21 protein-coding genes are annotated in these 20,884 nt (G+C 65.8%); 10 read left to right on the top strand and 11 right to left on the bottom strand.

The features are described 5' to 3' along the window. Positions 1-113: 113 nt before the first annotated feature. The 7 genes from pstS to KBY71_RS02295 form a co-directional block, all read right to left on the bottom strand. Positions 114-1,088, bottom strand: a complete 975-nt coding sequence (gene pstS, locus KBY71_RS02325) for a phosphate ABC transporter substrate-binding protein PstS (RefSeq protein WP_254927385.1) — start codon at positions 1,086-1,088, stop codon at positions 114-116. Between the two features lie 207 nt (positions 1,089-1,295). Continuing rightward, positions 1,296-2,918 carry an iron uptake porin gene (locus KBY71_RS02320; protein WP_254927384.1) on the bottom strand — a complete coding sequence of 541 codons (1,623 nt, stop codon included), beginning with the start codon at positions 2,916-2,918 and terminating at the stop codon, positions 1,296-1,298. Positions 2,919-3,041: 123 nt separating this feature from the next. Next, the gene (locus tag KBY71_RS02315; protein ID WP_254927383.1) at positions 3,042-3,197 is read right to left on the bottom strand and encodes a hypothetical protein; all 156 of its coding nucleotides are present in this window, start codon (positions 3,195-3,197) and stop codon (positions 3,042-3,044) included. 58 nt (positions 3,198-3,255) lie between these two features. After that, positions 3,256-4,224: a CHAD domain-containing protein gene (locus tag KBY71_RS02310; RefSeq protein ID WP_254927382.1), complete on the bottom strand. Its 969-nt coding sequence runs from the start codon at positions 4,222-4,224 to the stop codon at positions 3,256-3,258. A 7-nt stretch (positions 4,225-4,231) separates the two neighbouring features. After that, positions 4,232-5,203: a PstS family phosphate ABC transporter substrate-binding protein gene (locus tag KBY71_RS02305; RefSeq protein ID WP_254927381.1), complete on the bottom strand. Its 972-nt coding sequence runs from the start codon at positions 5,201-5,203 to the stop codon at positions 4,232-4,234. A gap of 116 nt (positions 5,204-5,319) precedes the next feature. After that, positions 5,320-6,420 (bottom strand): magnesium/cobalt transporter CorA, encoded by a 1,101-nt coding sequence (corA, locus tag KBY71_RS02300; RefSeq protein ID WP_254927380.1) that lies wholly within the window; start codon positions 6,418-6,420, stop codon positions 5,320-5,322. Then, positions 6,393-6,539 (bottom strand): hypothetical protein, encoded by a 147-nt coding sequence (locus KBY71_RS02295; RefSeq protein WP_254927379.1) that lies wholly within the window; start codon positions 6,537-6,539, stop codon positions 6,393-6,395. The genes corA and KBY71_RS02295 overlap by 28 nt, the downstream gene beginning before the upstream one ends. A 205-nt stretch (positions 6,540-6,744) precedes the next feature. Here KBY71_RS02295 and KBY71_RS02290 point away from each other — a divergent pair, with 205 nt between their 5' ends. The 3 genes from KBY71_RS02290 (at position 6,745) to KBY71_RS02280 (ending at position 9,157) form a co-directional block, all read left to right on the top strand. Next, positions 6,745-6,963 carry a hypothetical protein gene (locus tag KBY71_RS02290; RefSeq protein WP_254927378.1) on the top strand — a complete coding sequence of 73 codons (219 nt, stop codon included), beginning with the start codon at positions 6,745-6,747 and terminating at the stop codon, positions 6,961-6,963. A gap of 96 nt (positions 6,964-7,059) precedes the next feature. After that, positions 7,060-8,088 (top strand): AraC family transcriptional regulator, encoded by a 1,029-nt coding sequence (locus tag KBY71_RS02285; RefSeq protein ID WP_254927377.1) that lies wholly within the window; start codon positions 7,060-7,062, stop codon positions 8,086-8,088. Beyond that, positions 8,081-9,157, top strand: coding sequence for an acetate/propionate family kinase (locus tag KBY71_RS02280; protein ID WP_254927376.1), 1,077 nt, complete (start codon positions 8,081-8,083; stop codon positions 9,155-9,157). Before KBY71_RS02285 ends, KBY71_RS02280 begins: the two co-directional genes overlap by 8 nt. Here the strand turns inward: KBY71_RS02280 and KBY71_RS02275 are convergent. Both KBY71_RS02275 and KBY71_RS02270 read right to left on the bottom strand, forming a co-directional pair. After that, positions 9,154-10,386 (bottom strand): FAD/NAD(P)-binding oxidoreductase, encoded by a 1,233-nt coding sequence (locus tag KBY71_RS02275; RefSeq protein ID WP_254927375.1) that lies wholly within the window; start codon positions 10,384-10,386, stop codon positions 9,154-9,156. The two genes, KBY71_RS02280 and KBY71_RS02275, sit on opposite strands and share 4 nt — an antisense overlap. A 107-nt stretch (positions 10,387-10,493) precedes the next feature. Continuing rightward, positions 10,494-10,718 (bottom strand): DUF3136 domain-containing protein, encoded by a 225-nt coding sequence (locus tag KBY71_RS02270; protein WP_254927374.1) that lies wholly within the window; start codon positions 10,716-10,718, stop codon positions 10,494-10,496. Positions 10,719-10,847: 129 nt separating this feature from the next. Between KBY71_RS02270 and pyrC the strand changes: the two genes are divergently transcribed. Then, positions 10,848-11,900: a dihydroorotase gene (gene pyrC, locus KBY71_RS02265; protein WP_254927373.1), complete on the top strand. Its 1,053-nt coding sequence runs from the start codon at positions 10,848-10,850 to the stop codon at positions 11,898-11,900. 51 nt (positions 11,901-11,951) lie between these two features. Here pyrC and KBY71_RS02260 read toward each other — a convergent pair whose 3' ends face one another. After that, a complete protein-coding gene (locus tag KBY71_RS02260) occupies positions 11,952-13,556 on the bottom strand; it encodes a Na/Pi cotransporter family protein (RefSeq protein ID WP_254927372.1) in 1,605 nt (534 codons plus the stop codon). A gap of 24 nt (positions 13,557-13,580) precedes the next feature. Continuing rightward, complete coding sequence (speD, locus tag KBY71_RS02255; protein ID WP_254927371.1) at positions 13,581-14,057, bottom strand: adenosylmethionine decarboxylase; 477 nt, start codon at positions 14,055-14,057, stop codon at positions 13,581-13,583. Positions 14,058-14,217: 160 nt separating this feature from the next. Between speD and KBY71_RS02250 the strand changes: the two genes are divergently transcribed. The 6 genes from KBY71_RS02250 to KBY71_RS02225 all read left to right on the top strand — a co-directional run bounded on the left by KBY71_RS02250 (position 14,218) and on the right by KBY71_RS02225 (position 20,852). Then, a complete protein-coding gene (locus KBY71_RS02250; RefSeq protein ID WP_254927370.1) occupies positions 14,218-14,613 on the top strand; it encodes a Crp/Fnr family transcriptional regulator in 396 nt (131 codons plus the stop codon). A 17-nt stretch (positions 14,614-14,630) separates the two neighbouring features. Continuing rightward, entirely contained in the window at positions 14,631-14,807 is a 177-nt protein-coding gene (locus tag KBY71_RS02245) for a hypothetical protein (RefSeq protein WP_254927369.1), read from the top strand. Positions 14,808-14,819: 12 nt separating this feature from the next. Continuing rightward, entirely contained in the window at positions 14,820-15,815 is a 996-nt protein-coding gene (locus KBY71_RS02240; RefSeq protein ID WP_254927368.1) for an esterase-like activity of phytase family protein, read from the top strand. Further along, entirely contained in the window at positions 15,812-17,929 is a 2,118-nt protein-coding gene (locus KBY71_RS02235; protein ID WP_254927367.1) for a PhoX family phosphatase, read from the top strand. The genes KBY71_RS02240 and KBY71_RS02235 overlap by 4 nt, the downstream gene beginning before the upstream one ends. A 95-nt stretch (positions 17,930-18,024) precedes the next feature. Beyond that, positions 18,025-19,515 carry a bifunctional orotidine-5'-phosphate decarboxylase/orotate phosphoribosyltransferase gene (locus KBY71_RS02230; protein WP_254927366.1) on the top strand — a complete coding sequence of 497 codons (1,491 nt, stop codon included), beginning with the start codon at positions 18,025-18,027 and terminating at the stop codon, positions 19,513-19,515. Further along, positions 19,515-20,852, top strand: coding sequence for a cation:proton antiporter (locus KBY71_RS02225; protein WP_254927365.1), 1,338 nt, complete (start codon positions 19,515-19,517; stop codon positions 20,850-20,852). The genes KBY71_RS02230 and KBY71_RS02225 overlap by 1 nt, the downstream gene beginning before the upstream one ends. The last annotated feature ends 32 nt before the right edge of the window (positions 20,853-20,884 follow it).

Genomic DNA, 20,884 nt, shown 5'->3' with positions numbered 1-20,884 from the left:
CTCGGAGCCGCGGCCCAGGCAGGCAGCCTGGAAGGTGACCTCAGCAATCGCGGCCCATGAAAAAGGGGGCTCGATGAGCCCCCCGTGAAAGCTGGATCACACGATCCGAACACTCACTCCTTGATCCGTGCCACCGCTTTCTGGGCTTGAGCCTGGATCGAATCGCGCAGCGGCACATAGCCGAGGTCGTCGGCCAGGGCCTGGGCTTTATCACTCAGGATGAACGTGATCATCTCACGCAAGGATTTTGCCTTGTCTCCATTGCCCTTGGCGTAGAAGAGGAGATAGGTGAGCGTGGCGATCGGGTAAGCACCCGCGGCGGAGGGGTTGGGGTTAGTACCAGCCAGGTTCTTATCGAGCTTGATGCTGGCCAGAGCCTTGGCTCCGGAGGCAGCGGTGGGAAGCACGAATTCACCGGCCTTGTTCTGCACGGCGGCGGCCTTGATACGTCCCTTGACGAAAGACTGGTTCACATAACCAATCGAGCCATCCGTGGTGTTGATGGTACCGGAAACACCCTCATTGCCCTTGCCGCCCACACCCACTTTCCAGTTCACCGACTTGCCGTTACCAATCGTCCACTCTTTCGAGAACGACTGCAGCGATTCGGTGAAGGCCGCGGTGGTGCCAGAACCGTCGGAGCGATGCACCACCGTGATCTTGCCGTCACCACAACCGAGCTGCTTCCAGTTGTTGATCGATCCCATGAAGATCGACACCACCTGCTTCTGGGTGAGCTTCAGGGAGCAGCCAGACTTGTTGTAGGCCACAGCAATCGAGCCACCCACGGTGGGGATCTGAACCACACCACGAGACACTTTCTTAATGTCTTTTTCGCTGATCGGGTCATCGGAAGCACCGAAGGCCACCGTTTCATTCAGGAACGCCTTACGGCCACCACCAGAGCCAATGCTCTGATAATTCACTTTGACGCCACCGGATTTGGCCAGCATGGAAAACCAACGCTGGTAGATACCATCAGGGAATGTGGCGCCCGCACCGGCCAGACGAACAGCTGCCTGGGAAGCTGCTCCGCCAACAAGACCAGCAAAAACCAGGGCTGTAAAAGATCGCTTTAGGAAAGTCATTGGATAAGAGACAGTTCCTCATCAATTAAAGCAACCCGACTCCCTGGCGAACGTTATGGAGCCATTAAGAGGTGGCAAAGCCATGGGTGCAGATCGTCCTTACTAAGCAAGCGGCGATCACAAAAAAGCCTCCCCGACTGGGGAGGCCTTGGATGTGTGAGAGGGGCAGTTGAGGACTGCGTGAGGAGCTGATAAGGGATCTAAGGATCAGAAACGGAATTGAGTCTGAATCACACCACCCCATCCATCACCAACAGAGTCCTTGACCATATCCTGCACCCAGAAAAGGGCAGGCGTGATGGAAATGTTGTCGGTCACCTGGAACTTATAGAAAATCTCATACATCCAGCCATCGCTCGGGGAAGCGCAAACTGAAGTGCTGTTACAAGCAGATCCAGTGGTCGGATTGTTGTTGGGATTGGCGGCTTGGCCGAAGGCGAAGCCTGCGGAGTTCCCCTTCATGAAAGCGTCATCCCACTGCAGTGCAACGGTCCAGGACTGGGAATCCATGGCGGCGCGACTGGAGCTGAAGCGGCGTTGCGGATCTGCCGATGTGGCGTAGCTGCCGCTCATGTCGTTGAATCCATAGCCAACACTGATGGAGGGAATCCAACCGGTTTCCAGCGGTTGCCAGAAGGCACCCACCGACATGCTATTGGAGGTTTGACCAGACACCAGGGCATTACCTGCGTAGCCATTCCCGACTCGGACGCGAGAGCCCTCGGAACCATAGCGATAGCCGAGCGCCACGCCATAATTTTGCCCCTTGAAGCCAAGCTGGGCATTGATATTCTGGGCACCGTCGTTGTTAAACATGCCGGTGGTGGAGTCGTTACCCCGCTCGGCGATGTAGCTGGTGTCAAATGTGAAGTAGGGATTGCCCTTCTTCACACTTTGCTTCCACTGAGCAGCAAAGCCAGCACCGGTAGCCTTGTTATAGACACCCGGAGCACCGGCTAGGCCAAAGAAATCAAGAATCTGGGCTTTGTACGCAGATGGCAAGAAACCGACCACTTCGGTGTTCCGAAGCAGGGTACCTGCGGTCAACTTAATCTCCTTGCCCACTGGGAAGGTGTAGTAGAGACGGTCGATCCAAACGTTGCTCTGAGCACCATCGCGGGCCGTCTCAGCCTTATCCAGCTTGAACAAGTTGTTGCTGCTGGAGCCGAAGGGTGCAGAACTGAAGTTACCACTGCGCAGACGGGTACGCAGCAGGTCTTTACCAGTCCAGCTCGTGTCGAAGCTCAGGCGGACGTCGTAGTTGAAGGCAGTTTTGTCAGGAGTACCGCTAGAGGTACGGGGATAATCAGGCACCCCACCCAGGATCATGTTCACCTCACCCTTCAGCTTGGTGGTGGTGGAGAACTGCTGAGCCTGCAGCTGGCCCACCTTCGACTCGAGGCCATCCACACGGGAGGTGAGCACGGTGAGCTCGGAGTCAAACTCGTTGAGCAGCTTCTGGAGCTCGTCGGTGACCTCGGAGATGCGATCGAGGCAAGCGTTCAGCAGGGCCGCCGCTTCATAGCGGGTCATGGCGTTGCCGCCCTTGAACTTGCCATTGGGATAACCGGCCACACAGCCGTACTTCTCCACCAGGTTGCTCAGCGCTTGATAGGCCCAGTCGGTGGGCTGCACATCGGAAAACTGGTTGACGCTGGTCACCTGGTTCTTGGATTCCCAGGCGCGGAAGCGATCCACGTCTTGCTGCTGCATGTAGTCGTTGATGGCAGCAGAGCCGTTCAACGAAGCCAGATCTTGGGCAGAAGCGGCCAGGGGGGCCGTCAGGCTGGCGCCGGCCAGGGCCAGCAGCAGCTTTTTGGAAAGGGTCATCGGGTCCTCACACCGATAGGGGTGATTTCACAAAGGAAATCCCGCGCAACCTATCGAGGGTGATGTGCAGCGACGAGCAAGCGCGCTACACACCGATGGTGCTCCAGAACACATGTCGCGGCATCAAAAAAACAGCCGGCCATAGGACGTTTCGGGAGCGTCGGACGGGGGCTTCAGGGCAGTGGCATCTACCTCGCCCGCCAGTTCAGCCAGCTGTTGACGCAACCAGTGCCGGAACACCAGCAGGGCACCCAGGTCGGCCAGGCGCTCCTCGTCCAACATCCAAAAGCAGTTGGGGCTCAGCATGGCCTCACCAACGGAGAGAACTATCCAACCTCTAGCCAAAGCGGGCCACAGCGCGCCTTAACCCGCTCTTCACCAGGAACCAGGACCGGGCCAGCCACGGCCTGGGCAGCAGGGCCCGCCAGAGACGCTGCCGCTGGCTGGGCGGCAGCAGATCGCCGGCCAGCTCGCGCCACTGCTCCCAGCAATGGCGTTGATGCTGCACCAGCAGCCACTCCAACTGGGGAAAAACCTCCTCCAACGGACCGGGCACCTGATCGTGGATGGCGCGCTGCAGCACCTGCAAGTCGTTGAATTCCCCGAGCAGCTCCTGCGCCTGCTTGAAGCGCCCGATCCAGCCGGCCGTCTGAGCGCCCTCGACGGCCGACAGGTTTTCGAGCCGATAGCGGGCCTGCTTGATCCGGCGGCGCAGCTCGTGCAACACCTCCACCTCGCCCTCCGCACTGCTCACCTGCCAGCCCGGATGGAGAAACAGGCTGGCCAGGCAGGGCCCCTGCCATTCGAGCACCCACTCCCGGATCGGCTGCTCTCCCAACCGGGTGAATTCGGGCTGTTTCAACCAACGCTGCAACTGAGCCAGGCCCTCCAAATAGGAGCGGCTCTGCAGCACCTCCACCACATGGCCGTAGGCCAGCTGCCGCTCCCGGCGCAGTTGCTTGAGCACGGGCCGCAGGGCCCTCACCTCGGCCTCGGGCAGCTGGGGCAAAAAGCCATCCTCAAGGCGCTCGCGCAGCACGTCGAGATCCCGCGCCAGCCCGAGTCGGCGCACCCATTTGGCCAGGCGCTGGTCGTTGATGGCCGGAGGCAGCTGCAGGGCCGAATCGAATTGCACCACCGTGGTGCGCAGCCGGCGCATGGTGACCCGCATCTGATGGAGGGGCTCGGTTCCCTTGCCCTCGGACACCGGTGTCTGCAGCTGCACCAACTTGACGACCTGCCGCTGCAACAGATCGCGGGCAAACCGGCCGTTGCTCAGGGGTGGGGAACCTGGCTGGAACACCATGCCGAGCTCAGCGGAAGGCGGGTTTCTTGATGCTTTCGAGACTGCGCTGCAACGCCTGGCCGGTGGTGAGACCCACGGGGAGATCCCCACCGAAGGCCGTGCCGCCCACGTGCCGATACAACTTGCTTTCCACCAACATATAGGTGCTGGAAGGCATGGGAATGTAACCAGCGCGCTTCACCAAGCTGAGGCCGTTTTGGATCACATACGTCACAAATTTCTGCAGCTCCGGCCGCTGCCGCAGGGCCCGGTCGTTGACGTAGACAAACAGGGGCCTGGACAGGGGAACATAACTTTCTTTCTGAACTGATGCCACGGAAGGCAGGGCCGCCCCCCTCTTGCCCACAACGCTGAGGGGCTTCAGCCGCTTGGCATTCGCCTGGTAATAGGCAAATCCGAAGTAGCCCAGGGCTTCTGGATTCTTGGCGACGCAGGCCACCAGCTCATTGTCTTTTTCGCTGGCAAAATAATCGGCCCTTGAATTATCTTCATCGCCATTGATGGCCTTGTTGAAATAATCGTAGGTGCCCGAGTCCTTGCCTGGGCCACACAGCCGGATCGGCCGGTTGGGCCAATCGAGGTTGACCTGGCTCCAGCTTTTCACCGATCCAGCCGCCCCCTGTTTCCAAAGCCGAGCGAGCTCTTGGGTGGTGATGCTCGAGGCCCAGGTGTTGGCGGGGTTCACCACCACTGTGATCGCATCAAAACCGATCGGCAGCTCCAGGAAGGTCACCCCCTTGGCCGCGCAGGCCTTGAGCTCCTTGGCATTGATCGGACGCGAGGCGTTGGCCAGGGGCAGCTGTCCGCTGCAGAACTGCCGGAACCCCGCCGAGGTGCCGGTTTCCTTGAGCTCAAAGCGCACCTGACGATGGGCGCCGCCCTTCTGATAGGCCGCAATGGCCGCCTGCATCACGGGGAACACCGTGCTCGAGCCACCGATGCGGATCGGCTCAGGTGCTGCCAGGACGCCCGCCGGCATCACGACCAGGATCGGGGCAAGCCAGGCAAGGCGCAGGAAAGGGCCCATGACGGTCACAACGACAACAGAACTCTGGGCCTTTCCAGGCACCTGGGCGGTTAAGGCCAGGTTGTGCTTCAGCGGGGAGCCGTCCAATCCTGAAACCAGCCGCGCCGCCACAGCCAGTAGGACTGAATCAGGGCCACGGTTGCCATCAGCAGCAGGGCGTAGAGGTAGCCATAGCGCCAGCTGAGCTCGGGCATGTTGGCGAAGTTCATGCCATAAATGCCACCAATGAAGGTGAGTGGAGCAAAAATACTGGTGAGGATCGTGAGCGTTTTCATCACCTGGTTCATACGATTGCCCACGCTGGCCGCATAGGCCTGGGTGATGGCATCACACTGATTGCGCAGCAGCTCGCAGTTTTCAAACAACAGCTCCACCAGATCGGCCATCTCCTGAAAACCCACCAGGGCCTCCGCCCCGAGCAGCTGTTGGCGCTGGCGCAGCAACACCCGGATCTGGTGACGCAACGGCCACACCTGGTTGCGGATGGTGCGCAGGTTGCTGCGATGCACAAACGCCCGCGCTAGCAGTTTGGGCTTGGGGTCGCGCAGGGCAGCCTCCTCCAGGTCATCGAGGCGGTTGGCGATCTGCTCCAGCATCGGAAACAGGGCATCGAGCAGTTCATCCACCAGGAAGTGGAGGATGTCGTCGAGGTCGCGGTGTTCCACCGCCCCCACCCGCGATTCCAGCCACGCCGTGAGCTCGGGAAACGACTCCCCGGCCGCCGCTTCCTCGAAGGTGACCAACAGGTTGGGCAACAGCAGCAAACCCACCTGGGCGCTGAGCAGATGCAGGGGATCGCGGGCGAAGCTGAGCCGGTGCAGCACCACGATCAACGCCTCGCCGAGGCCATCCACCCGCGAGCGCTGCGGCACCTCGAGCAAGGGGGGCAGCAGCATCGAGGGCACCTGCAGCACCGCGAGCATGGCCTCCACCCGCTGCCGATCGCCCAGGCCCATCACCCGCACCCAGAGGGGGTAGCCGAGGCGGTGCAGCTGGTGCAGTTGTTCCGGCGACTCGAGCGGCAACAGCCGGGGCCCCTCCGGCTCAAACAGCACGGCACTGAAACAGGTTTGCTGCCGCCCTCCCGACACAAAGAGATGGGCCGGCAGGTCGGCGGGGCGCTCCTCCAGGAGGCGGGAGTTCAGAGCACCAGGGGTGGGGCGCAGCACGGCGAGAGGGGGGCTGGGGCCAGCCAGCGGTTCAGCACCTCGCCACCGCCCACGATGCTGGCCTGAATCAGCAGGCATAGCACCACCTGGGTCCAGCGGCTCGCCAGGGAGTGATCCATGCCCTACCTCCAACTCCTCCTAGGCATGGTGCGGCCCGTCTCCTCAAGCCACCTGTGCCGCAAGCCACACGCCAGCGAGTCTTCACCACTCCTTAAACAGAAGGCCCTAATTTTTGGGTCATTAGGCTTGATTCGTGTGACCACTGCGGGGTCGCGTCCCACGCCACCTGAAGCCCAACCAGAGGGCGAGGGCGTACGGGCGCCGATGGAGCCCCACTCCTCCTATCGGGGAGCGGACTGGACCCCCCAGCGCCTCATGTTTCACCAGAACCTGGAGTCGTTTGCCGAGCGGGTGGGGCTGGTGGTGGGCCTGCAGAGCAACGGCAAGCTGAGTCAGGAAGAGGCCTACGCCGAGATCCGCCGGATCTGGAAGGACCTCAAGGACAGCAAGGACGTCTTGTTGAACTCACTCAAAGGGGGTTGAGGCCATTCACCCCTTGGAAGCGCCATCAAGAGTGATCCCAGTTTGTGGACGCCGCTGCGGTGCTTTTTACAGTGGGATCTCCGCTTGAAGAGTGGCTTGAATTCCGTCGCCCACTTGCCCCTGGTCTTCCACGACCAACAGGCGGTCGTGGACCGGGATCCCCAGGCCTTGGCCCACAAACTCAACCAGCATTTCCCGGTGCGGGAGTTTGCCCCACGGTTCGAGGAATCGAGTCCATTCCTGCACCGGGCCAGCACCGCCAGCGCAGGAGCGCTCACCCTCACCTGCGGGTACACCTCGCCAATCATCGGCTGCATCGGCGATAACCCCGGCGTCGGCGCCATCAACATCTGCTATTCCGGGGCTGCGTCCTACGCGGTGGACGGCCACAGCTTCGATATCCATCCCGAAGCCCCCCTGTACTTCAATCCCGGCCAGGAATACCGCTACGCCACCGATCACTACAACGGGTTGGTGCTGCATGTCGATCTGCAGCGGCTCCAGGACACCGCCGCCGCCATCGGCGGCGTGGGCCTCTCCAGCCGCCGCTTCGCCCCGGATCTGCAGCGTCCCCAGGTGCTGGCCATGGCCGAGGGGCGACAGGCCGAACTGCTCCTCACCCTGCGGCGGGCCTTCGCCCTGGTGGACGCCCACGAACTCGAAACCGCCGGGGAGCTGTTGGCCCTGCAGATCGATGATCTGATCTATCGCATCCTGGCGCTCGCCCTCTGCCCCCAGTTGGAGCGCCAGGCCGAGCGCAGCCAGCACCGCACCGACGGACTCTCGCGGGAACTGATTTTTGAAGAGTTGCTGGAGTGGATCCAGGCCAACCTGCACACCCCCATCAACCTGACCCAGCTGGAACAGCGCAGCGGCTACTCCCGGCGCAACCTGCAACTGGCCTTCAGTCAGCGGTTTGGCTGCGGGCCGATTCAGTGGATCCGCCGGCAGCGCCTGGATCTGGCCCGGCAACATCTGCTCAACCCCTGCGCCAGCGACAGCGTGGCCGGCATTTCCGCCCGTCTCGGCTTCCGCAACATCTCGGCCTTCAGCCGTGACTTCCACAGCGTCTACGGCATCCGCCCCTCGGACGTGCTGCGCGAAGGACGGCGTCTGCATGGCTGAGGGCTGGACAGGCCCCAACCCGCCGGTGGTGCTGGCCGTCAATGCCGGCAGCTCCAGCCTCAAGCTGACCGTGCTGGACCAGCAGCAGCAGCGCCTCTGGCAAGACCAGCACAGCTGGGCTGGAGGGCTCGCTGCCCCCGGCAGCCCGATGCCGCCGCCCATCGACGCCTGGCTGCGGCGCCAGCTCGACCCCTGGACGCCGCAGATCGAACGGGTGGTGCATCGCCTGGTGCATGGGGGCGTGGCCTACCGCGGGGCCACCCGGCTGAGCCCCGCGGTGGTGGCGGATCTGACCCGCCTGATTCCCCTTGCTCCGCTCCACAACGGAGCGGCCCTGCAGCTGATCGCCTGGATGCAGGCCTGGCTCGATGGGGCCCCAGCACGAGCGCCCCAGTGGGCCTGCTTCGACACGGCCTTCCACCACACCCTGCCGGCGGAGGCGCGCACCTACGCCATCCCCCTGGCCTGGCGCGAGGCGGGTCTGCAGCGCTTCGGCTTCCACGGCCTCAACCACCAGCACGTGGCCGGCATGGTGCCGGTGGCGCGGCTGATCAGCTGCCACCTGGGCGCGGGCTGCTCCCTCTGCGCCATTCGCGACGGCCGCAGCATCGCCACCACCATGGGCTTTACGCCCCTGGAGGGCCTGGTGATGGCCACCCGCAGTGGCTCCCTCGACCCCGGGCTGCTCCTGCACCAGTTGCGGGCCGGCCTCAGCGCCGACCAACTCGACCAGGCCCTCAACCACCAGAGCGGCCTGCTGGGCCTCTCCGGCCTCAGCGGCGACATGCGCCAGCTGCGGGAGGCGGCGGCGGCGGGCCATCCGGGCGCCGAGCTGGCAATTACCGTGTTCCGCCACCAGCTGCTGCAGGGCATCGGGGCCATGGCCGCCAGCCTGGGGGGGGTGGATGCCATCGCCCTCAGCGGCGGCATCGGCGAACACGACGGGGCCCTGCTGGAGGAGCTGCGCCAGGCGCTGGCCTGGCTGCCCCCGTTCGAGCTGGTGCAGGTGGCCGCCGACGAGGAGGGCCAGATGGCCCGGGAGTGTCTGGCGGCCGAATCGGGCCGTTAAGCCTTCACCCCAGGCCCCTTCACCCCAGGGATGAAACGCCGTTCATGCTGGCCGCCGGTGAGCATGCGGTTCCAGTAGAGGGACGGGAGCACCTTGCGCTTGATCCACCACATGCTCCAGCGCTCCTTGGTGGGGTCGAGCGGGAAGGAGGGAACGGGCTCAGCCTTGTAGTTGAACTCGGCCATGATCGCCTTGCCGTAGCCGGTGATCAGCGGGCAGCAGCTGTAGCCGTCGTAGGCCGCCGCCCCAACCTGGCCATCGAGATGGGCCAGCAGGTTGGTCACCAACACGGGGGCCTGACCACGCACGGCGGCGGCGGTTTTGGAATTGGGCATGCCGCTCACATCCCCCAGGGAGAACACGTTCGGGTAGCGCACGTGCTGGAGCGAAAACTGATCCACCTCCACAAAGCCGGCCCCATTGGCCAGCGGGCTGGTGGCCACCGCATCCGGAGCCGCCATCGGCGGCGTCACGTGCAGAAGGTCGTAGGGGATCACCTCCTCCCGGCTGGCCTCCCCTTCGGTCACCTGGAACACCGCTTCCTTTTGGGCGGCCCGCACGGCGGTGAGCACGTGGTTGTAGCGGGCATCAATGCCCTTGCGTTGCGCCACCTCCCGCAGGGGCGCCGCATAGGTGGGGATGCCGAAGATGCCGGGGGTGGCGGTGGCATAGATCACCTTGGCGTTCAAGCGCTTCTTCTTGAACACGTCGTCGGCCAGATAGGCGATCTTCTGGGGTGCTCCTGGGCACTTGATCGGCATCGGCGCGCAGGTAAACACCGCATTCCCACCCTTGAAGGCCTGAATCGCCTCCCAGGTGTAGGGGGCGAAATCCTTGCTGTAGTTGCTGCACACGCCCCCTTGGCCCAGGGCCTCCGCCAGGCCTTCGATGCGGTCCCAGCAGAGCTTCAGGCCGGTGGCCACGATCAGCACGTCGTAGGTGAAGGCCTGGCCGCTGGCGGTGGTGACGGTGTTGTGCTCCGGATCAAAGCCCGCCACCGCCTCCCGGATCCAGGTGACACCCGAAGGAATCAGATCGCCCTCCGCCCGCCGGGTTTCCTCGAGGCTGAACACGCCGCCACCCACCAGGGTCCACCCCGGTTGGTAGTAGTGCTCCCCGGAGGGCTCGAGGATCGCCACATCCAGGGAGGGACGGGCCCGCCTCAGCTGGGCGGCAGCGGTGATGCCGGCGGCCCCGCCGCCAACGATCAAGATCTGGTGATGGGCCATGAAAAAGGCCGCCGGTCAGGCAGCGGCTGGATGCCATCCCACCGCTCTAGCCCCGCCGGAGGGCCGAGGCCAGCGGTTTGCAGGGAAACTTCCACCCAGGGAAAGCCTCAGGCCGCCTGGGACGCTTCCCGTTTGAGCAGGGCGTAGAGGTAGTCGGGGGCCTTGTAGCGGGTGGGCAGGCACTTGTGGAGCAAGGTGAGGCGCTCCCAGGCCACCGTGCGCTGAATCGCCTCGATGCTGCGGCCCTCCCGAATCAGCAGACGCAGCGCCTTGCAGCAGCCGGAATAGCCAGCTTCCAGTTCGCCGATCGTGGGCTTGGGGGCAACGGGCATGGTGGGAACACGAGGGGGGCGGCTGGGATCAGCTGCCAGGCGACGCTAAAAGAGGGGCTCTGTGCCCGCGGCGACACAGCCATCTCGACACGAATCCTTACCCGTTCCCCCAGCCCCGAGCCAACCCCCATGCCAACCCAGCAGCTCACCCTGCGCCAGCCCGACGACTGGCATGTGCACCTGCGCGATGGGGCCATGCTGCAGGCCGTGGCGGGGGCCACGGCACGGCAATTCGCCCGGGCGATCGTGATGCCCAACCTCAGCCCGCCGATCACCACCGTGGAGACGGCCCTGCAGTACCGCCAGCGCATCCGGGAAGCGCTGCCCGATGGCAGCCGTTTCGAGCCCCTGCTCACGGCCTATCTCACCGACGCCATCGACCCCGCTGAGATCGAACGGGGCTTCCGCCAGGGGGCCTGGGTGGCCTGCAAGCTCTATCCCGCCCATGCCACCACCAATTCCGCCGCCGGGGTGACGTCCATTGAGGCGATCACCCCCGTGATCACCACCCTGGAGCGCATCGGCATGCCGTTGCTCATCCACGGCGAGGTCACCAGCGCCGACATCGACATCTTCGATCGCGAGGCGGTGTTCATCGAGCGGCACCTGGCCCCCCTGCTGGCGCGCCACCCGGGGCTGAAGGTGGTGCTCGAGCACATCACCACCAGTGATGCGGCCGATTTCGTGCGCAGCGGCCCGGCCACCCTGGCCGCCACGATCACGCCCCACCACCTGCACATCAACCGCAACGCGATGTTTGCCGGCGGCCTGCGGCCCGACTTCTACTGCCTGCCGGTGGCGAAGCGGGAACTGCACCGCATCGCCCTGCGGGGGGCCGCCACCTCCGGCAACCCGAAATTTTTCCTGGGCACCGATTCCGCGCCCCACGCCCGCAGCGCCAAGGAGGCCGCCTGTGGTTGCGCCGGCATCTTCAACGCCCCCTTTGCCATCGAGAGCTACGCGGCGGTGTTTGACCGGGAGAACGCCCTCGACAAGCTGGAAGCCTTCGCCTCGAAATTCGGCCCCCGCTTCTACGGCCTGCCGCTCAACGCAGGCACCATCACCCTGGAGCGGCAGCCGCTGGAGGTACCCGACCGGCTGCACCTCAACGATGCGGCCGGCACCGCCGTGGAGCTGGTGCCCTTCCACGCCGGGGAAACCCTGCCCTGGCGGCTGGCCTGATGACAACGAGCTGTGTCGTCAGCTCGCTGATGGGTGGGGCTTGCCAGGTGCTCAATCTTGAGCCGCAATCGCCCCGAGATGGTGACAGGCGCGCTCCAGATGCAGGCTCACCCGCCGCAGCCAGCGGATCGCCTCGAGCCGCACCGTGCCCCCATCCACATCCAACTCGCCACGGGCCACCGCCGCCAACACCTCCTGGCGGTAGGTGCCCACCCGGCGATGCATCGCCTGGGCGCAGGCACTGACCAGAGAACAGGCCTGGAGCCATTGGCCTTGCTGCACCAGCCCTGGCAACTCCTCCAGGGTGGCGCTCAGCTGCTGGCGCTCATGGGCCAGGCTGGTGCTGGTGGCGGCGGTGCGCAGCCGATCCTGCTCCTCTTCGCAGCGCTCGTGGAGCCGCTGAAGATGGTCGAGACCATGGAGAAGATGCAAAAGGGCCCCATGGGCCGGCAGTTGGCTTGGCGTGAGATGGATCTGATCCAGAAAGAGCTCCAGCCGGTCGAGGTCGGCCTGCAGCAGCGCCAGCTGCCGCTCGCTGCGTCGGGGGCTGCCGCCATGACCATTGGCCAATCCATCGCGCAGCACCTGGAGCAACTCCTGCAGCCAGGTCACTAGGGCAGCCCGGGCCTGGCCCAGTGCCGCGAGGGGATCGGCCGGCGGCGTGTCGGCCAACTCGTCGATGAGGCGGCCCCGATCCGGCCGCACCAGGGCCCGGATCAGGGCTGCAAAGGGGCCCGTGATCGGCAGCACCACCAGCACCCCCAGCAGGTTGAAACCGGTGTGGAAGGCAGTCAGGGCGAATTCCGGATCCCGCACCGCCAGTGCTGGCCACAGACCCTGCAGGAGGGCCAGGTAGGCCGGTAGCAGCAGGAAGGCCACCACCGCCGTGAACAGGTTGAAGATCACATGGGCCGCCGCGGTGCGTCGGGCACTGAGGCTGGCGCCAAGGGAGGCCATCAGGGCGGTCACCGTGGTGCCGAGGTCCATGCCAATCACCAGGGCGCAGGCCTGGGGCAGGCCAATGGCCCCGGCGGCCATGGCCGCCAACGTGGTGGCCACCCCCGCCCCCGACGAGTGGGTGATCACGGTGCTGAGCAGGCCCAGCAGCAAGAGCTGCAGCCGCCCGCCGCCGCTGGCCGCATCGAAGCGGCCTGAATCGAGCAGCACTCCATGGCCCGCCATCGCCTGCTGGAGAGCACCGATGCCCACAAACAGCAAGGCAAAACCGGCCAGGGCCTGCCCCACCAGCGCCTGGCGACCGCGCCCCAGCAGCCGCAGGGCAGCACCCACCAGCACCAGAGGCAGCATCAGCCGGGCCAGGTCGAGCTTGATGCCCAGCAGTGCCACCAGCCAGCCAAGGCCGGTGCTGCCCACATTGGCGCCCAAAATGATGCCAAGGGAGGCCTGGAAACTCAGCAGCCCAGCACTCACGAAACCCACCGTGGCCACGGTCGTGGCGGTGGACGACTGCGCCAAGGCTGTGCCAATCGCCCCCGCCGCCGCCCCGCTCCAGGGGGAGCGGGTGAAGCCCAGCAGCGCCTGGCGGAGTTGATGGCCCCCCAGGCTGCGCAGGGCCTCGGTCATCAGGCCCATTCCCAATAGGAACAGGCCGAGGCCACCGGTGGCGCTGAGTAGGCCACCCATAGAACCCGTCATCGGAGCGCCTCTTCCGAACTGGACTCAGAACGGTGCGCGAAAGGGCGGACTGGGCATGCGCTCGCCCGGCGCGCTGGGTAGCGGGGTTTGGCGTTCCAGGCTGGTGAGTGTCTGCTGGGCGGCCTCCAACTGCTGGGCCAGCACGGCGCAGGCCCGCTCGGGCATGGTGTGATCCCCACAGGTGAACACATCCACAGCCGCATAGCCAAACTCCGGCCAGGTGTGAATGGAGATATGGGATTCGGCCAACAAGGCCAATCCTGTGACCCCCTGGGGATCAAACCGATGGGTGATCAGGTTGAGCAGGGTGGCACCCGCCCGCTTGGCTGCGGCGGTGATGGTGGCCCTGAGAAAGGGTTCGTCGTTGAGCTTGACGCTGCTGCAGCCGTAGAGCTCAAGAATGCAGTGTTTGCCGAGGGTCGGCTGAATCGGGGAAGCAAGAGAGTCGGACGATGCATCCCATCCAGGGTTGGGGTGGAGCGAGGAGAGGGTCTGGACCATCAAGGGTTCAGGCAACAACGATTTCAATGTAGGGCTATCTCGCTGGGGTGAAAGCCAGCTGCACCGGCTGGGCCCATGCCTGGGAGCCCAAGCTTGACCTGTCCTTAACGAGAACACGCGCTGATTGGATCAGGCTGAGAAGACGCTTCCGCGGTTCGCCATGGCCACGCCCTCTGTCGACGAACAGATCCTGCGCAGCATGCAGCTGCTCGAACCCGAAGCCCCCATTCGCATGGTGGAACCGGGAGAGGTGATCTTCCAGGCGGGCGAGCACGGCGAGTGCCTGTTTGGGGTGCTGGAGGGCCAGGTGAGCCTCAACTGGTCGGGAAAGGGTCAAGAGCTGCTGGGCGCGGGCCGCTGCTTCGGGGAGGGCGCGCTGGTGCAGAGCGGCCACACCCGTCACGGCACCGCCACCGCCCTTCAGCCCACCCGGCTGCTGGTGATGAACCGCGAGGCCTTCCTGTTTGCGATGGAAGCCCTCCCGATGTTCAGCCTGGAGCTGATCGCCTCGCTGGAGCGACGCCTCAAGGATCTGCGTCAAGCGCAGGCCCAGTGAGCCCCGCCCTGCCGTCCATGACGTCCACCCTGACGATCCCTGAGGCCATTGCCGCCATTCCCCTGGCCGCCGTGGGCTGCAACCAGCTGCTGACCCGCAGCACCTATCGAGAGATGGAGCCCTATGGCCGGTCCAGCCAGATTCTGAAGGTGTGCGACGTGCTGTACCGCGATGGCCTGGGCGACGCTCCCTGATCCCCGCGTTCCGTGATCCTGCCCCCTGCCGAGCTGCTGCCCTGTCCCCTGAGCGCGGGGTGGGACGTGGTGGAGCAGGTGCGGCTGCCACCCGCGGCGGGTGGTGGATTCTCGGCGGGGGTCTACCGCAGCGGTCCCGACGAGCTTTGGTTGTTGAGCGATAGTCCATCCGGGAGCATCAGCCGCTGGCGAGGTCTGAAAGATGGCGGTCTGTCCGGGCTCACCCTCCTACCCCCCTTGCCCCTCTCGAGCCCCACCGCCCTTGATGGCGAGGGCCTGGTGATGGGGGATTCGGCGCTGGAGCCCACCCTCTGGATCGCCAGCGAAGGACGCCTGGACGGGCCAGACGCCAAGGGGCGCCCAGCGGCACTGCTGCGGTTCGACCTGAAGACGGGGGTCTTGCGCCAGGAAGTGCCCCTGCCTCTGAATTGGCGGGTTGGTGCGGGTCATGGGCTGGGCAGCAACGCCGGCCCCGAATCGCTCACTGCCGTGAAGCCCGGGGGCCCTCTGCTGATGGCCGCTGAAAGGCCCCTACAACAGGATCCACCCGATCGGGTGAGGCTGCTCCAGTGGCAGGAGCCCTGGCACGGCAACTTGGCGCCGCGGGAGCTGCAGCCCCTGGCCATCCCGCCGGGCAGCTGGGGGCTCACCGACCTGCTGGGGGTCAGGTCAACCCAGCAGGGCCAGGCCCTACTGGGGATCTGGCGCCGCTTTGAGCCCCCAGGCACCTGGCAGGCGCGCCTGGTGTTCTATCCCTGGCCCGCTGAGCGCTCCCAGGCCAACCCCCTGCCCCCGCGGCAACAGTGGGACTTGGGTCAGCTGGGGCTACCGGACGACAACTGGGAAGTCCTGCTGGAAGGGCCGCCGCTCAGCGATGGTCGGCCAACCCTGGTCCTGGGAAGCGACGACAATTTCAATCCCCTGCAGGCGAACCACTTGGCCCGCCTGGCCCCTCGGCGCACGGCCGCCTGCCAGCAGATCCACCCCGCAAGCCCCCACCCACCATGAGTGTTCAGCGTCTGCGCCGCCGCCAGCTCCTGGAACTGCTCGGCATCGGGGCTGTGGCAGCCGGTGGGTCCGCCCTGGCAGGCCAGTCCGCCGCGCAGCGGGGTTTCGTCCCCCTGCAGCCACCATTGCCGCTGCCGGACGACAAGCTCAGCGCCACGAAACAGCGCCAGCACTACGCCCGTGCCGTGGTGGAGGATCGACTGGTGGTGCCGGAGGGCTACCGAGCCGAGCTGCTGGCCGTGTGGGGCGATCCGCTGGCCGATGGTCGCTTCGGCTTCAATAACGACTATCTGGCCCTGCTGGAGCTGGGCAATCGGGCCCTGCTGAGCGTCAATTTCGAGTACATCAGCCCGATCCCCTGGGCCGCCGGCTTCCAAGAAATCAGCAACCGATCCCTGCCCCTGGCCCAACTCCGCGAGGGCCTGGCTGCACGCGGCGGCCAGGTGAACCTGGCCGAACTGGCCAGCGGCGATCCCCTGCGCCCCCTGGTGTTGGAGGTCGCCGAGGCGGCCATGGCGGATCTGGGCATCGGCGTGCTGGAACTGGAACGCACCGGCAACGGCTGGCGCCGCCACCAGGGCAGCCGCTTTGAGCGGCGCATCACCGGCCTCAGCGGCTGGCGGCAGCCGGCCCAGGCCCTGCGCTGCAGTGGACCAGCGGCCGGGGTGTTCCGCCAGCCAACCCCCCAGGGCTATAGCGATGGCCTGGGAGATCGGATCGTGGGCACGTTCGCCAACTGCGCCGGCGGCACCACCCCCTGGGGCACGGTGCTCAGCGCCGAGGAAAACTTTCAGGACCAAGTGAGTGAAGCGGTGTTTGCCGACGGCTCACCGGCATCCCCGAGTGAGCGCCCCTTCCGCTGGGATGGCAAGCGGGTGGAGGGTCTGGGGAATCCCTTCGGCCTGGCCGGCCACAAATACGGCTGGATGGTGGAATTTGATCCCCGCCACCCTGATCAACCGGCGGTGAAGCACAGCTGGCTAGGCCGCTTCCGGCATGAGGCGGTGGCCGTACGGGCCCGCCCGGGTGAGCCACTGGTGGTGTACTCCGGCTGCGACCGCCATGGCGGTCACCTCTACCGCTTTGTGAGCAACGACGTGGTGGCAGATCCCCGCGATCGCGCCAACTCCCGCCTGCTGGAGCAAGGCCGCCTGGAGGCGGCCCACTTCGACGCCGATGGCACCGGCCACTGGATCCCCCTGGATCCCGGCACGCCCGTTGCCCCCCTGACGCCCAGCCACTTCAGCAGCTTCGGCTTTGAACAATCCACGCTGGTGCCCCACAGCGATCGCCAGCGCAGCGGCGCCGAGGCCCTGACCAACGACGCAGCCGTAGCGGCCTACCGCGAGCGCTTCGCCAGCCTCGGCGATCTCTACACGAGCCAGGGAGCGATCCTGATCGACGCCCACCTCGCCGCCAATGCCGCCGGGGCCACGCCGGCCGCCCGCCCCGAAGACACTGACATCGATCCGCGCAATGGCGACCTCCTGATCGCCTTCACAGCCGCTGGCCGCAACAGCAGCGGCAGCAGCGATCCGGCGATCTTCCGGGGCCCGGCCGGCGAAGTGCACTGGCCCCATGGCTGGCTGATGCGGATCAGCGACGGCGGTTGGACTCGAGGCTCCAGGTTTCACTGGCGGATGGTGGGCACCGGTGGCACCCCCTGGCAAGGTGGCCTGGGCTTCAGCAACCCCGACAACCTGGCCTTCGATCCTGCTGGGAATCTCTGGATGGTCACCGATCGCTCCAGCAGCGGCGATCTCGAGGTGTTTGGCAACAACAGCTGTTGGCTGCTCCCCCGATCAGGGGCCCAGGCCGGGGCGGCACTTTGCTTTGCCATCGGCCCGATGGACTGTGAACTCTGCGGCCCCTGCTTCGATGCAGCGGGCCAGACCCTCTTTCTGGCGGTGCAGCATCCGGGCGAAACCCAGGGACCCCGCCAGGGCCATGCCAGTGCATGGCAAACCCATCAGCTGATGGACAGGGAGGGCCAACCCTTTGAGCAGCAGCGGCAGGTGTCGCTCGGCTCAAACTGGCCCTCCGGAGTGCCGGGCCGCCCACCCCGACCAGGGGTTGTGGCCATCCGGCGCCTGGATGGGGGTGCCTTGACCTGACGAGCCATCCTGACGTTGATGACTAAGACATCTTTCGCTGGGCCGCGCCCATCCGCGGGGCTCGATTAACACCATCTCCAAGCCTGAAGCAGGCCATGGGCTTCTTCGTTCAACTCACCGATGCCATTGCCGACCGGCAGTCGCTGCTGGTGACCGGGCTCGACCCCAACCCGGAGATGCTGCAGAACTGGGCGGCCCGCCGCGGCCTGGCCGGGCGCTCCTTCCTCAGCCAGGCCCGCCACTGGATCAAGGCGGTGATCGAAGCCACCGCCCCCCACGTGTGCGCCTACAAACCCAGCCTGGGGTTCTACCAGGCCCTGGGCCCGGTGGGCCTGGAGCTGCTGCTGGAGGTGCGCGACCTGGTGCCCCCCGACCTGCCCCTGATCGTCGACGCCAAGCACGGCGACCTCAACTCCTCCTCGGCCCTGGCCCACTACCTGTTCAAGGAGCTGGGGGCCGATGCGGTGACCCTCTCGCCCCTGGCCGGCCAGGACATCGCCGCCCCCTTCCTGCTCTACCCGGGCAAGGCGGTGGTGATGACCTGCCACAGCTCCAACCAGGCGGCCCGGGTGATTCAGCACCACCCCGATGAGAGCGACCCGCTCTATGTGCGGATCGTGCGCGAAACCCAGCTGTGGGCCACACCCGACCAGCTGCTGCTGGAGGTGGGCACCAGCGATCCGGAGGTGCTGGCCCGGGTGCGGGCGGAGGCGCCGGAGCGCTTCTTGATCCTGCGCAGCCTCTGGGGGGAAGAGGAGAAGCTGGAGGCGATGCTGCAGGCGGGCCTGAGTGCGGCCGCCGACGGGCTGTTGCTGCCCCTGCCCCAGAACCTGCTGGTGGAAGACGACATGGCCACCCGGGCCGAGGCCCTCAAGCACGCGATCACCCACAAGCGGGAGCAGTGGCTGGCCAACGCTGAGCAGCGCGATGCCAACGCCTGTGTGCTGTGGCTGCCGGGCAGCGAACGGGCCGCCGACCCCCTGGAAAGCCTGATCGTCGACCTGTTCGACATCGGCTGCCTGCTCTTCGGCGACTACGTGCAGGCCTCTGGAGCCGTTTTCAACTACTACGTCGACCTGCGCCAGATCATCTCCGACCCCAACCTCTTCCACCGGGTGCTGCACGCCTACGCGGACCAGCTGGAGGGGCTCGACTTCGACCGCATCGCCGGCATCCCCTATGGCTCCCTGCCCACGGCCACGGGCCTCTCGCTGCAGCTGCACAAGCCGCTGATCTACCCGCGCAAGGAGGTGAAGGCCCACGGGGCCCGGCGCCTGATCGAGGGGGATTTCGACGAGGGCGACCGGGTGGTGGTGGTGGACGACATCCTGATCACCGGGGGCAGCGTGCTCGAGGGCATTGCCAAGCTCGAGAGCTCGGGGCTGGTGGTGCAGGACGTGGTGGTGTTCATCGACCACGGCGGCGACCATGACCGCCGGGCCCGGGAGCGACTGGCGGCAGCCGGGTATCGCTGCCATGCGGTGCTCGACATCGCGCGGATCACCCGGGTGCTCCACGGCGCGGGCCGGCTGAGCGATGCCCAAGCCGCCACCCTGGGGGCCGCTGACGGTTCGGACCCAGCGTGATGGGCCCCGCCCTTCTGGCCCAAACCACCGAGGGCGTCGACATCGGCACCATTCCGGTGGAAGGGCAGGTGCTGTTCATCGGGCTGCTGTTTCTGGGCACCCTGGCGATCAGCCGTTTCTCGATCCAGGTGGGGGTGCCGGCGATCCTCGGGGTGCTGGTGCTGGGGCTGGCGATCAACATCAACTACCTCGACATCACCCACCAGCAGGCGGAGAACCTGCATGTCTTCGCCCTTGCCCTGCTGCTTTTCTATGCCGGCCTGAAAACAGACATCCAGGCCATCCGGGGCTTTCTCCACTACGGCCTGGCCCTGGCCGTGGGGGGCGTGGCGCTGGCCACCCTGCTGCTCGGCGGTCTGATCTGGCTGCTGTCCTCGGCAGGGGGGGATGCCATCGCCCCGGGGAGCCTGGATGCGATGCCCCTGGGAGCGGCCCTGCTGATCGCGGCCTGCCTGGGTTCCACCGATGCCGGGGCCACCATCAGCGTGCTGGCCTCAGTGCGGCAGCTCGTGCCGGAGCGGCTGCAACACCTGCTGGAATTCGAATCCTCCGTCAACGATCCCACCGCCCTGCTGCTGTTCGGCCTGGTGGCGGGCCTGTTCACCACGGGCCAGGCCGATGGGGCCGCCATGGGTGCGGCCGGGGTGGTCGTGGATGCGCTCCGCAGCTTTGTGCAGCAGGTGGGCAGTGGGCTGGTGATCGGTGCCCTGTTTGGCTACGTGGCCCGGTTCGTGATCGATCAGCTGGCCCAGGACCGATCCCAGCTCTTGATCGTGGCCATGTCGATTGCCTTTGTCGACTACGGCAGCTGCCAGCTGCTGGGCGGTGCCGGGCTGATCGCGGTGTACACCACCGGCCTGTTGATGGCGAACATGCGCTACCGGCAGACCGAGCTCAACCACGAATCCATCCAGGAAGCCCTGCTCCCCTTCAACACCATGGCCGAGATCTGCCTGTTCCTGATCTTTGGTCTGCTGGTTACCCCCGCCAGCCTGGTGCCCGCCCTGCCGGTGGGACTCGCCACGGCAGCGGTGCTGATGCTGGTGGTACGGCCCTTCAGCGTGCTGGTCTTCCAGCCACTCTCTCCGTTCAACCGCAAGGAGAGCCTGTTCGTGTCCTGGTGCGGGCTGCGGGGGGCGGTGCCCCTGGCTCTCTCGTACAACGCCGTCAATCAGATCAGCCACCTGCGCGGGGTTTCCGCGGATGCGGTGGGTGCCCTGGCCCAGAACGCCCAGAGCATCGTGTTCATCGTGGTGCTGGTGAACCTGCTGGTGCAGGGCCTCACCCTGCCCCGGCTGTGCGTGCGGCTTGGACTGGTGGCCCCGGCAGGGGACTGAACACCGCGCCGTATGGTTGAACAGCGTCTTCG

This window comes from Cyanobium sp. T1B-Tous (assembly GCF_024345475.1).
Taxonomy (GTDB): Bacteria; Cyanobacteriota; Cyanobacteriia; order PCC-6307; family Cyanobiaceae; genus Cyanobium_A.
Note: the sequence above shows the minus strand (reverse complement) of the source record. Positions and strands in the feature narration are given on the sequence as shown.